The organism is Streptomyces sp. NPDC102490, assembly GCF_044765285.1.
GTDB lineage: Bacteria > Actinomycetota > Actinomycetes > Streptomycetales > Streptomycetaceae > Streptomyces.
The window spans coordinates 22,559-34,304 of sequence record NZ_JBIWJU010000013.1 but is presented as its reverse complement, the minus strand read 5'-3'; the positions used below and the strand labels follow the sequence as shown (position 1 = coordinate 34,304).

8 protein-coding genes are annotated in these 11,746 nt (G+C 71.6%); 5 read left to right on the top strand and 3 right to left on the bottom strand.

Features of this window, described 5'->3' with window-relative positions; all coding sequences use genetic code 11:
- Positions 1–63: 63 nt before the first annotated feature.
- The gene (locus ACIRGB_RS28125; protein WP_403870788.1) at positions 64–1,587 is read right to left on the bottom strand and encodes a chitinase; all 1,524 of its coding nucleotides are present in this window, start codon (positions 1,585–1,587) and stop codon (positions 64–66) included.
- 368 nt (positions 1,588–1,955) lie between these two features.
- Between ACIRGB_RS28125 and dxs the strand changes: the two genes are divergently transcribed.
- Positions 1,956–3,884, top strand: a complete 1,929-nt coding sequence (gene dxs / locus ACIRGB_RS28120; RefSeq protein ID WP_403870785.1) for a 1-deoxy-D-xylulose-5-phosphate synthase — start codon at positions 1,956–1,958, stop codon at positions 3,882–3,884.
- 151 nt (positions 3,885–4,035) lie between these two features.
- Positions 4,036–5,547, top strand: coding sequence for an amino acid permease (locus tag ACIRGB_RS28115; protein ID WP_403870782.1), 1,512 nt, complete (start codon positions 4,036–4,038; stop codon positions 5,545–5,547).
- Positions 5,548–5,614: 67 nt separating this feature from the next.
- Here ACIRGB_RS28115 and ACIRGB_RS28110 read toward each other — a convergent pair whose 3' ends face one another.
- Positions 5,615–5,992 carry an NTP pyrophosphohydrolase gene (locus tag ACIRGB_RS28110; RefSeq protein ID WP_403870779.1) on the bottom strand — a complete coding sequence of 126 codons (378 nt, stop codon included), beginning with the start codon at positions 5,990–5,992 and terminating at the stop codon, positions 5,615–5,617.
- 123 nt (positions 5,993–6,115) lie between these two features.
- Here ACIRGB_RS28110 and ACIRGB_RS28105 point away from each other — a divergent pair, with 123 nt between their 5' ends.
- A complete protein-coding gene (locus ACIRGB_RS28105) occupies positions 6,116–7,141 on the top strand; it encodes a hypothetical protein (protein ID WP_403870777.1) in 1,026 nt (341 codons plus the stop codon).
- A gap of 206 nt (positions 7,142–7,347) precedes the next feature.
- The gene (locus tag ACIRGB_RS28100; protein ID WP_403870774.1) at positions 7,348–8,469 is read left to right on the top strand and encodes a hypothetical protein; all 1,122 of its coding nucleotides are present in this window, start codon (positions 7,348–7,350) and stop codon (positions 8,467–8,469) included.
- An 85-nt stretch (positions 8,470–8,554) separates the two neighbouring features.
- Here ACIRGB_RS28100 and ACIRGB_RS28095 read toward each other — a convergent pair whose 3' ends face one another.
- Complete coding sequence (locus tag ACIRGB_RS28095) at positions 8,555–9,655, bottom strand: LCP family protein (RefSeq protein WP_403870771.1); 1,101 nt, start codon at positions 9,653–9,655, stop codon at positions 8,555–8,557.
- A gap of 448 nt (positions 9,656–10,103) precedes the next feature.
- On the opposite strand from ACIRGB_RS28095, the gene ACIRGB_RS28090 reads away from it, so the two are divergent.
- Positions 10,104–11,732, top strand: coding sequence for a stealth family protein (locus ACIRGB_RS28090; RefSeq protein WP_403870768.1), 1,629 nt, complete (start codon positions 10,104–10,106; stop codon positions 11,730–11,732).
- Positions 11,733–11,746: the final 14 nt, after the last annotated feature.

Here is an 11,746-nt window from a genome sequence, read left to right as displayed (position 1 = left end):
CCCAGCTGAGCCCTGGGCCGGCGGGCGGACCGCTTTCGTCGTACGGGTCCTTCTCCGTGGCTGTCAGCAGGCGCCGAGGTCCTGCCAGACGCCCCACTGGCCGGTGGTCCCGGGCTCCTCGCCGGTCGTCCACCACTTGGCCTTCCAGGTGTGCCCCTTGTGGGAGACCTGCTGCCCGCCGGTGTAGACCGTCCCCGACTTCCACGGGGCGGCGGTGCACTGGCCGCCGTTGCCGCCGGTGACGGTCAGCGCGTACGTGGTGCTGTGGCTGCCGGACGGGCTGGTGCCCGTGACGGTGACGGTGTAGGTCCCCGAGGCGGCCTGGCCGGTGGTGGCGAGGGTGAGCGTCGACTGGCCGCCCGCCGTGACCGAGCCGGGGCTGAACGACGCGGTGACTCCCGCCGGGACCCCGCTCGCCTTGAGCTGCACCGTCTCCGCCGCACCGGTCTTCACCGCGGTCTTCACCGTGGTGGTGGCCGAGGCGCCCGCGGTCACCGTGCCGGAGGCCGGGGCGGCGGACAGGGAGAAGTCGTTCGCCGGGGTGGTGCCGCCGCTGGTGAAGGGCGCGAAGATGTGCGAGAAGTCCCAGGTGTTCTGCTGGATGCCCGAGCAGTTGTCGGCCGCGGCGCCACCGGCGCAGCCGCCGTTGTCCCGCTGGAGCGCCCAGAAGGACAGCGTGTTGATGCCCTGCTTCAGGGCCCAGTCGTAGACCGTGCGGGCGTTGGCCAGGGTGAAGGTCTCCGCCGGTCCGAAGTCGTCGACGCCGATCATCTCGATGACGCCGATCATGTGCCAGAGGTCGGCCGAGGACGTGCCCGGGTAGAGCCGGGCCAGCACGTCGTGCAGGCCCTGGGTCGCGGTTTGCGTGTCCCGGGCCATGTCGTGCGGCTGGTTGTCGTAGTAGTCGAACGTCATCAGGTTGACGACGTCGACCTTGGTGCCGTTCTTGACGGCGTTCTCGAGCAGGGCGACGCCGTTGCTCGCGAGGCCGCGGGTGGTGGTGGGCAGCGTGTAGGAGATCTCGAGGTCGCGGCCGTTGCCCGCGGCCCAGTCCTGGACCAGCTTGATGGCCTTGTTGCGGCGGTCGATGCCCGCGGTGTTGTCCAGCGCGTCGATCTCGATGTCCATGTCGAGCCGGGAGACGTCGTAGGTCGTGATGACCTTCTCGTAGGCCGCGGCGATCTGCTGGACGTCGGTGCAGCTGTCGGCGATCTCGGTGCCGGTGGTGTCGGCCGTGTAGCCGCCGAACGAGGGGATGACGTCGCCCCCGTTCGCCTGGATGGTGTCGACGTCGGCGCCGAAGGTCGACTGCGCGACCGGCATCGACGTGTCGCCGTTCCAGTACGGCGTGCAGGAGCCCGGGGTCGCCGTCTGGAGGAAGGCCATGGTCAGGTGCTTGGCACCCGACTGCGCGGCCAGCGCGGCCGGGCTCTCGCCGGTCCAGGCCTCGAAGTACGGGGCGAAGACCCGGTCCGGCAGCGGGGTCGCCGCCTGGGCCGGGCCGGTGCCGGACAGGGCGAGGCCCGCGGCGGCCAGGGTGGTGGCGGCCGCGGTGAGGGCCGCGCGAATGGAACGCATGCGTCTCATGTCAGTCCCGGTGTGTGTGGGGTGGAGCGTCGATTCCCGTGCCGTGCTGGGGTGTTGCCGGGTACGGGGATATCGCCGGGGCACCGGGGGACGCAATGGTCTGGACCAGAATGGGACTAGACCAATCGGACGGGCCGGAGACCACCGGGCCTGCACACCGCGCGCCCGGTGGACTGGACCACCCGGGTAAAGGTGTCCCCAAGGCCGGACGGCGGCGTGCCCGAGGACGCCCGCCGGGAAGACGCAGGACGGCCCGCCCCCGGGCACGGCCGACGCGTGACGTACGACGCACCGCCCGGACACGTTCCGCCGGAGCGGAACATTAGACTCGACGAGCCCGGCAACAGCTCTACTGCAAGGAGGCACGGGTGCCGCTGCTGACCCGCATCACGGGACCGCGCGATCTGGACCGGCTCAGCCTGGAAGAGCTGACTCAGCTGGCCGAGGAGATCCGTACCTTCCTCGTCGACGCCGTCTCCAAGACCGGCGGCCACCTCGGCCCCAACCTCGGCGTGGTGGAACTCACCCTCGCCCTGCACCGGGTCTTCGACTCGCCGAAGGACAAGGTGCTCTGGGACACGGGCCACCAGTCCTACGTGCACAAGCTGCTCACCGGCCGCCAGGACTTCTCCAAGCTCAAGATGAAGGGCGGCCTGTCCGGCTACCCCTCGCAGGCCGAGTCCGAGCACGACGTCATCGAGAACAGCCACGCCTCCACGGTCCTCGGCTGGGCCGACGGCATCGCCAAGGCCAACCAGGTCCTGGAGCGCGACGACCACGTCGTCGCCGTCATCGGTGACGGAGCCCTCACCGGCGGCATGGCCTGGGAGGCGCTGAACAACATCGCCGCCGCCAAGGACCGCCCCCTGGTCATCGTCGTCAACGACAACGAGCGCTCCTACGCGCCCACCATCGGCGGCCTCGCCAACCACCTGGCGACCCTGCGTACCACCGACGGCTACGAGCGCTTCCTGGCCCGCACCAAGGAGGTCCTGGAGCGCACCCCGGTCGTCGGGCGCCCCCTCTACGACACCCTGCACGGCGCCAAGAAGGGCCTGAAGGACTTCATCGCCCCGCAGGGCATGTTCGAGGACCTCGGCCTCAAGTACGTCGGCCCGATCGACGGCCACGACCTGGAGGCCCTGGAGTCCGCCCTCACCCGGGCCAAGCGCTTCGGCGGCCCGGTGATCGTGCACTGCCTCACCGAGAAGGGCCGCGGCTACCAGCCCGCGCTCCAGGACGAGGCCGACCGCTTCCACGCCGTCGGCAAGATCCATCCCGACACGGGCCTGCCCATCTCCACCTCCGGCGCCGACTGGACCAGCGTCTTCGGCGACGAGATGCTCGAGCTCGGCAAGGAGCGCGCGGACGTCGTCGCCATCACCGCGGCCATGCTCCAGCCGGTCGGCCTCGACAAGTTCGCCAAGGCCTTCCCGGACCGCGTCTACGACGTCGGCATCGCCGAGCAGCACGGCGCGGTCTCCGCGGCCGGCCTGGCGCACGGCGGCGTCCACCCGGTCTTCGCCGTGTACGCGACCTTCCTGAACCGCGCCTTCGACCAGGTTTTGATGGACGTGGCCCTGCACAAGTGCGGCGTGACCTTCGTGCTGGACCGGGCCGGCGTCACCGGCACCGACGGCGCCTCCCACAACGGCATGTGGGACATGTCGATCCTCCAGGTCGTCCCCGGCCTCAGGCTCGCCGCCCCGCGCGACGCCGACCAGGTCCGCGCCCAGCTGCGCGAGGCCGTCGCGGTGGACGACGCGCCGACCGTGGTCCGCTTCTCCAAGGGCGCCGTCGGCCCCGCCGTCCCCGCCGTCGGCCGCGTCGGCGGCATGGACGTGCTGCGCGCCCCCGGCACCGACACGCCCGACGTGCTCCTGGTCTCCGTCGGCGCCCTCGCGCCGATGTGCCTGGAGGTCGCCGACCTGCTGAACAAGCAGGGCATCTCCACCACCGTGGTCGACCCGCGCTGGGTCAAGCCCGTCGACGAGGCCATGGCCCCGCTCGCCGAGCGTCACCGCGTCGTCGTCACCGTCGAGGACAACTCCCGCGTCGGCGGTGTCGGCTCCGCCGTCGCCCAGGCCCTGCGCGACGCCGGCGTCGACGTACCGCTGCGCGACTTCGGCATCCCGCCGCGCTTCCTCGACCACGCCTCCCGCGCCGAGGTGCTGGCCGAGATCGGGCTCACCGCGCCCGACATCGCGCGCCAGGTGACCGGCCTGGTCGCCAAGCTCGACGGCCGGTACGACCGCGCGGGCGCCGAGGTGGACCAGGTGGAGGCCGCGCGCGACTGACGCCGCGCACTCCGCACTGGGCCGGATGGGCCGGTTCCGCCACTCGTTGCAGGGGCGCAACCGGCCCATCCGCGTGAAATCGCCTACGCCGGGGCACACGCAGTACGCCCCCTCTCGATCATGTCGAGGACGACAAGCGTGGGAGGTCCCCGTGAGCAACACCCTCTTCAGGACCAAGAAGATCGAGCAGTCCATCCGTGACACGGAGGAGCCCGAGCACGCGCTCAAGAAATCCCTGTCGGCGCTGGACCTGACCGTCTTCGGTATCGGCGTCGTCATCGGCACCGGCATCTTCGTACTGACCGGCACGGTCGCCAAGAACAACGCCGGGCCCTCCGTGGCCCTGGCGTTCGTCGTCGCCGGAGTCGTCTGCGCGCTCGCCGCGCTGTGCTACGCCGAGTTCGCCTCCACCGTCCCGGTGGCCGGCTCCGCGTACACCTTCTCCTACGCCTCGCTGGGCGAACTGCCCGCCTGGATCATCGGCTGGGACCTGGTCCTGGAGTTCGCGCTCGGCACGGCGGTGGTGGCCGTCGGCTGGTCGGGCTACATCCGCTCGCTGCTGGACAACGCGGGCTGGCACATGCCCGCGTCGCTCGGCGGCAGGGACGGCGCCGAGGGCTTCGGCTTCGACATCCTCGCCGCGGCCCTGGTGCTGGTGCTCACCGCCATCCTGGTGCTCGGCATGAAGCTGTCGGCGCGGATCACCTCGCTCGTCGTCGCCATCAAGGTGGCGGTCGTCCTCATCGTGATCATCGCGGGCGCCTTCTTCGTCAAGGGCGCCAACTACGACCCCTTCATCCCGAAGTCGCAGCCCGTCGAGGCGGGCGGGGGACTGCACTCACCACTGATCCAGCTGATGTTCGGCTGGGCGCCCGCCAACTTCGGCGTGATGGGCATCTTCACCGCCGCCTCGGTGGTCTTCTTCGCCTTCATCGGCTTCGACATCGTCGCCACCGCCGCCGAGGAGACCAGGAACCCGCAGCGCGACATGCCCCGCGGCATCCTCGGCTCCCTGATCATCTGCACCATCCTGTACGTCGCGGTCTCGATCGTCGTCACCGGCATGCAGCACTACACCAAGCTCTCCGTGGACGCCCCGCTCGCGGACGCGTTCAAGGCCACGGGGCATCCCTTCTTCTCCGGCGTGATCAGCTTCGGCGCCGCCGTCGGCCTGACCACGGTCTGCATGATCCTGCTCCTGGGCCAGAGCCGGGTGTTCTTCGCGATGAGCCGCGACGGACTGCTGCCCCGCTTCTTCTCCCACGTCCACCCGAAGTTCCGCACCCCCTACCGGCCGACCATCCTGCTCGGCGTGGTCATCGCGATCGTCGCCGGTTTCACCAGCCTCAGCGAACTGGCCGAACTGGTGAACATCGGCACGCTCTTCGCCTTCGTCATCGTCGCGATCAGCGTGATCATCCTGCGCCGGACCCGGCCCGACCTGCCCCGCGCCTTCCGCACCCCGCTGGTCCCGCTGCTGCCCATCGTGTCCGTGGCCGCCTCGCTGTGGCTGATGCTGAACCTGCCCGCCGAGACCTGGGTCCGCTTCGCCGTCTGGATGGCGATCGGCTTCGTCGTGTACTTCCTCTACGGCCGCACCCACAGCCGCCTGGCCCGCGGCGAGGAGGCGCCGGCCGAGCCGCCCGCCCCGAAGGGCCCGTAGCCCGGCGCAGGACCGTGTGACGCGGCGGAGCGCGCGCGTCGTCGGCCCGTGTGCGCGCTCCGGCGCGTCACACGGGCCGCACCGTCCTCGGCCCCGCGACCTCCGCGCCCAGCTCCGTCACCCGGCGGCGCAGCCCGCGGTCGGCCGTCACGACCAGGACGGGCCGGCCGCCCGCCGTCCGCGCGACCAGCTCGACGATGTGGTCGTCCCCGCTGCCGGGCGCGGACTCCACCCGGACGCCGGCCACGGACTCCACCCCGCGGGCCGCGCCCTCGACGACGAGCACGACCTCCAGCGGCCCGGCCCGCCCCGGCACCCCGTCCGCCGCCAGCCGGTCCCGCAACCGCTCCGCGGCCCCGCGCCGGTCCCGCCACCAGCCGTCGGGCACCGAACCGACCACGTTCGCGGCGTCGACGACCACGAGCAGGGAAGCGTTGTCTTCCATCCCGCCAGGGTCGCACGGGCCGGCCGCCGCACCGCCGCCCCGGCCCGCCGCCACACCGCCCCGGCCCGTGGACGGGCCGTACCCGACCGACACGGAGCGGACGCCCCCGCTTAGAGTGATGCGGTGAACGGCGACTGGCTTCTCCTCGGCCGCGACGGCCGCCTCAGTGTGTACCTCCCGTCCGACGACGCCGCCCTGTGGCGCGCCGAACGCGCGCCCGCGGGCCCCTGGGAGGCCCCGCGCCGCATCGGCGGCGACCAGGACCTGCACCCGGGCGGCCTCGCGGCCGGCCGGGGCCCCGACGGCTACGCCCACCTGGTCGCCTGGCGCCCGACCGGTGCCGACCGCTGCGCCCTGGTGCACACCACGCACTTCCGGCCCCTGCTCGCCCCCCTCGACTGGCAGCCGGCCGGCCACCCCAACAAGCAGGGCGGCCGCACCGGAACCCCCGCCGTCGCCGTCGACGCGCAGGGACGCGCCCATGTCTTCGTCCGCAACGGCGGCGGCGGCATGAGCATGGTGGCCCAGCAGGAGAAGGGCGGCTGGGAGCCCTGGCGGGACCTGAAGGGCCGCGGCGTCCAGGAGGCGCCCGCCGCCGTGACGGCCGACTCCGGCCTGGTCGCGCTGTACGCGCCCGTCGAGGGCGGCATCCTGCACTGGAGCCAGGACAAACCCGGCGCGCGACCGGTGCTGGGCGAGCGACTCGACGCGGCCGTCCGCCCCGGCACCCTGCGCGCCCTGGCGACCTCCGCGGAGCACACCACGGTCTTCTTCACCGACGCCGGCACGGGTGAGCTGTGCGCCTGGCGCCCCGGCGGGAAACCGGTTCCCCTGCTGCCCGCCGCCGGCCCCGGCCCCGTGTCCGCCGTCCGCACCGTCATAGACGGCCACGACTGCACGCTGCTCGCCCAGCGTGCGGCGGACAGCGGCCGCGTCGCCTTCGCCGCGTACCCCACGGAACTGGAGGAGATGGGCGCGGCCTGGACCGAGTCGGGCCCCGCCCTGCCGTCCGACGCCACCGTCTCCCTGGCCCTGGACGCCGACGGCCGGCTGGTGGCGGCGACCCTGTCCCCGTCGACCGGACAGCTGCTGCTGACCCGCCGGAAGGACGAGGCGGGGCTGGCGCTGGGGGCGTGGGCGGCGGTCTGAGGCCGTCCCGACCGGGGGCGTGAGTCCGGGGCGGTCCGACCGGCGCCGGTCCGGCCGTCTCGCACGGCAAGTCGTGCACGAGGTTGTCACATCATGTTCGTCGAACGTTCGATCTATGATGGTTCGCGCTCAGCCTCCGCACCGGGCAGGTCCTGCGGAGGGGAGCGGGTCAGCCGCATTCGGCGGCGGGAGGGGCAGGTCACGTCATGCGGACCAGATCCGGGCGCGGCGCCGCCCGCGGGAGATCGGTCGTTCGGGTCGTCGAGGCGGGGGCGGAGCACCATGTCGCCGAGAGCTGTCTCGACGGTCGCTGGCTCGTCCTGGGCAAGGACGGCAGGCTGACCGCCTACGCCCGCTCCCGTGCCGGCCTGCTGCGCTGGACGGAGACCAGGCCCGGCGGCCCGCACTGGTCGAAGCCGGAATGCATCCCGGCGCCGGACCTCACACATCTCTCGGTGACCCAGGGGGCGGACACCTACGTCCACTTCCTGGGGCGGCGTGCCCGCGAGGGCGACGAGGGCCTGCCCACCGTGGACATCGTGCACGCCATTCAGTATCAGACCGCCCGCCCGGTCACCGAGTGGAAGTCGTTGGGCAATCCGCATCCGCAGCGGGAGAAGGCCGCCCGACTCGGCGCGCCGGTGGCCGCGGTGAGCACGACCGGACGCGTTCATGTCCTCGTGCGCAACGCGGGAGGCGGGCTGATGCTCCGTCGGGAGGACCCGAGCGGCAAGTGGGACGCCTGGCTGGACCTCAAGGGCAGCGGTGTGCGGGACGGGTTCCCCGCGGCGGTCCACGCCTCCGGACGGATCGAGGTGTTCGCGGGCAACGCGCACCACGTGATGCGGTGGTCCCAGGCCAAGGCCGACGGGGACTTCGAGCGGGAACCGAACATTCCGGTCCGCGTGGCGCCCGCCACCGCCTCGATGCTGGAGACCGCGCCGGGCCGGTCGACCTACTACTGGGCCGACGAGGACACCGGCCAGCTCGTCGCCCACCGTCCCGGCGGCTGGGTGATCCCCCTCGGCGGGGCGGCGACCGGAGACCGGATCGCGGTGCTCCGCACGGTGCTCGACGGCTACGACTGCACGGTGCTGGCCCACCGCGGACTCGACGGCGAGGTGATGGTGGCCGCGTGCGGCACCGAGAACGAGGGCGCGGGCCTCTGGTGGTCGCCCGCAGGGGGAGCGGGAGTGGGCGCGCCCGCGCTGGCCCTGGACGGACACGGCCGGATCGTCCTGGCGTCGATCGGTACCGACGGAACGCTGTGCGTCGCGCGGCAGGGCACCGGGCCGGGGCTGGCACTCGATCCACCGGTACGGGTCTGAGGGAGTCGCCGCGGTCGGCGGCCCGGCACGGTGACGCATCGAGTCGTCGCCGTGCCGGGCTATTTCGGAGGCTCTGCTCCAGAGTTCAGGAGGAGCCGCCGCCCGTGGCGGGGGACTTCTTGGCCGACTCCGGGATGTCCGCGTCCTTGCGGAGCGCCTGCCACAGCTGGTCGGCCTGCGGCTGGGCCGCCACCACCCGGTTGGGGTCCTGGGTGTCGTAGGCGACCGGCAGCATGATGGTCTCCATGCTGGACGGATCGACGCCGTTGAGGCTGCGGCCGAACTCGGCCAGCTTGGTGAGCGAGGCGAGATCGGAGTCCGTGGTGAGCGCCGCGGTGAGCTGGTCGGCGATCTTGTAGGTCTTGGTGGGGCTGCCGAGCAGGTCCTGGCGCTTGATCTCGCTCAGCAGAGCGAGCATGAACTGCTGCTGGAGACCGATCCGGCCGAGGTCGCTGCCGTCACCGACGCCGTGCCGGGTGCGGACGAAGGCGAGGGACTCGGTGCCGTTCAGCTTGTGCTTGCCCGCCGTCAGATCGAGGCCGCTGGACGGGTCGTGGATGTCCTCCTCGACGGTGACCGTGACGCCTCCTATGGCGTCCACCAGGTCCTTGAAGCCGGCGAAGTCGATCTCCACGTAGTGGTCCATGCGGATGCCCGACAGCTGCTCCACCGTCTTGACCACGCAGGCCGGACCGACCTGCGAGTAGATGGAGTTGAACATCACGCGCTTCGCCGAGGCGACGTCGGCGCCGTCCTGCTTCTTGCACGCGGGACGGGTGACCAGGGTGTCCCGCGGAATGCTCACGGCCACGGCCTCCGTGCGGCCCTCCGGGATGTGCATCACCATCGCGGTGTCCGAGCGTGCCCCGGCGACCTTGCCGGTGTTCAGCTCGGCGTTGTCCCCGGCGCGCGAGTCGGACCCGAGGACCAGGATGTTCTGGCCGGAGGTGGGCAGCTTCTCCGGGCGGTCGCCGCCTATCGCCTCGTTGATGTCGACGCCCTTGAGGTTGCCGTTGAGGTCGCTGTACAACCAGTACCCGACACCGGCCACGATCAGGAGCAGCAGGACGAGGCTCAGCCCGACCCAGCGCCAGACGCGGCGCCGTTTCGGTGGCCGGGCAGACCGGCGGCCGGTGGGCGCACGCCTGGACCGGCGGGGGCTCGTCTCCGTCGGGGCGTGCGTCATGGACCACGGTCCTCTCTTGTCAACCGGCTCGCTTGTCCGGACGTGAATGCAGGGCACGAGTGGGGGGAGAGGCCGGGCCCCGCCGCGGCGGTGGTCGCCGAAGCGTTTCCGAACTATAGACCGATTGCCGGACCAGTCGGACGCTGGCACCGGACATCCACGTGATGTCCGATGTTCAAGTGCATGTCGGAGAGCAGTGTATTTTCTGTCATAAGTGACTGCTGTTGACAGCTATCAGGACCCTTGGCGAAGATGTGCCGGTCCTGTGAACGTTAAAGTTTCGGTGTGGATGGCATCGGCCGGTCGGTCGGTGCCAGGTGTGGCCGTGCATCGAGCCCGGGGGGGCGCGAGGGCTCACGGTCACTGATGACTCACTCCGGCATGGCTCGAGTGAGGAGAGGGTGGATGGCTGTGCCGCTGCGTGCGTCGTCCCTTGAGGGGCAGTGGCGTGACGACCGTATCTGACTTCACGGCGCATCAGGCCGCTACGACCGTCGCCGCCCAGCGGGACATCGCCGCCGTACCGCGGCGCCCCGCCGCGAGCAGGCCGACCACGCTCACCGACGAGCACGGCGACGTCTACGTCGAGCCGGGACTCACCCCGCTGGCCGCCCGTGAGGCCAACCGCTCGGCGCTCGTCGCCCTGCTCGACGAGGCTGGCGTCGGCCACTTCGCCGTACGCGGCACGGTCGACCACGGCACGGTCGTGGGCGTCGCCGAGGAGGACCGGGAGCGTGTGCTCCAGGCGGTGTTCCGCGGCCTCGGCCGGTACCCGGGGCACCTGACCGTGGTGGACCCGGACGCGCCCCGGCCCGCCAAGCCGGTCTCCTCGCGCGACCCCCGGGCCTGGCGCGATGTCGCCGGTGCCCGGGTCCTCCAGGTCAGCTGGTACCGCACCGACCCCGGCCGGCACCTGCTGCTCGGGCACGAGTACGGCTGCGCCGTGGAGTTCTGGCAGCGGCAGGGCACGCATCTCGTCGCTCCGCGCGCCAACCGCGCCACCTGGGCGGTGGCCACCGCGGGGCAGAACGTCCTGGGCGCCGCCCGGTTGTTCAGCCGCTTCGTGTCGGACTGGACCCCGGCCCACCTCGCGCCGGCGCTGCCGACCCGGCCCGAGTTCCTGGTGAACTGCGCCGACGACATCGCCTTTCCCGTCGACGCCGTCTACACCTGGGTCGACGGCAACGACCCGGCCTGGAAGCAGCGCAAGGCGCAGGCCAAGGGTGAGGTCTACCACGCCGAGTCGGCGAGCGACGCCCGGTTCATCAGCCGTGACGAGCTGCGGTACTCGATACGTTCGCTGTACCTGTTCGCGCCGTGGATCCGGAACATCTACGTCGTCACCGACGACCAGGTTCCGGAGTGGATGCGCGAGGACGTGCCCGGGGCCCGTATCGCCACCCACCGGGAGATCTTCCGCAACCCGGAGGACCTTCCCACCTTCAACTCGCACTCGATCGAGAGTCAGCTCCATCACATCGAGGGGCTCGCCGAGCACTTCCTGTACTTCAACGACGACATGTTCATGGGGCGCCCGGTCGCCCCCCACGCGTTCTTCACCCCGAGCGGGACGGCACGCTACTTCCCCTCGCGCAATCGCATCCCGCAGGGACCGGTCGCCGAGACCGACACCCCGGTGGACGCGGCGTGCAAGAACAACAGGGCGCTCCTGCACGAACGTTTCGGCAAGGTCATCACCCAGCCCATGGAGCACATCCCCTACGCCTTGCGGCGCTCGGCGATGGAAGAGGCCGAACGGGAGTTCTCCGAGGCGTGGGCGCGTACCTCGGCCAGCAGGTTCCGGGCGATGACGGACCTCTCGCCCACCTCGTCGTTCGCCCTGTACTACGCGGCGCTGACCGGCCGGGCGCAGCCGGGCTCGATGCCCTTCACCTACATCCAGTTGGCCGTGCCCGACCTGGCGGACCGGTTGCAACGGCTGCTCGACGGCCGGGACCGGGACTCCTTCTGCCTCAACGACGCCTTCTCGACGCCCGAGGACACAGAGGCCCAGCAGGAACTGCTGGACGACTTCTTCACCTCGTACTTCCCCACCCCCAGCCCCTTCGAAAGATGAGACGGAGTTCATGA

What these genes read in the sequence shown, in the direction of transcription:
- ACIRGB_RS28125 (WP_403870788.1), bottom strand. Translation starts at nt 1,587, where the DNA reads ATGAGACGCATGCGTTCCATTCGCGCGGCCCTCACCGCGGCCGCCACC.
- ACIRGB_RS28110 (WP_403870779.1), bottom strand. Translation starts at nt 5,992, where the DNA reads ATGGAAGACAACGCTTCCCTGCTCGTGGTCGTCGACGCCGCGAACGTG.
- ACIRGB_RS28100 (WP_403870774.1), top strand. Translation starts at nt 7,348, where the DNA reads ATGCGGACCAGATCCGGGCGCGGCGCCGCCCGCGGGAGATCGGTCGTT.
- ACIRGB_RS28095 (WP_403870771.1), bottom strand. Translation starts at nt 9,655, where the DNA reads ATGACGCACGCCCCGACGGAGACGAGCCCCCGCCGGTCCAGGCGTGCG.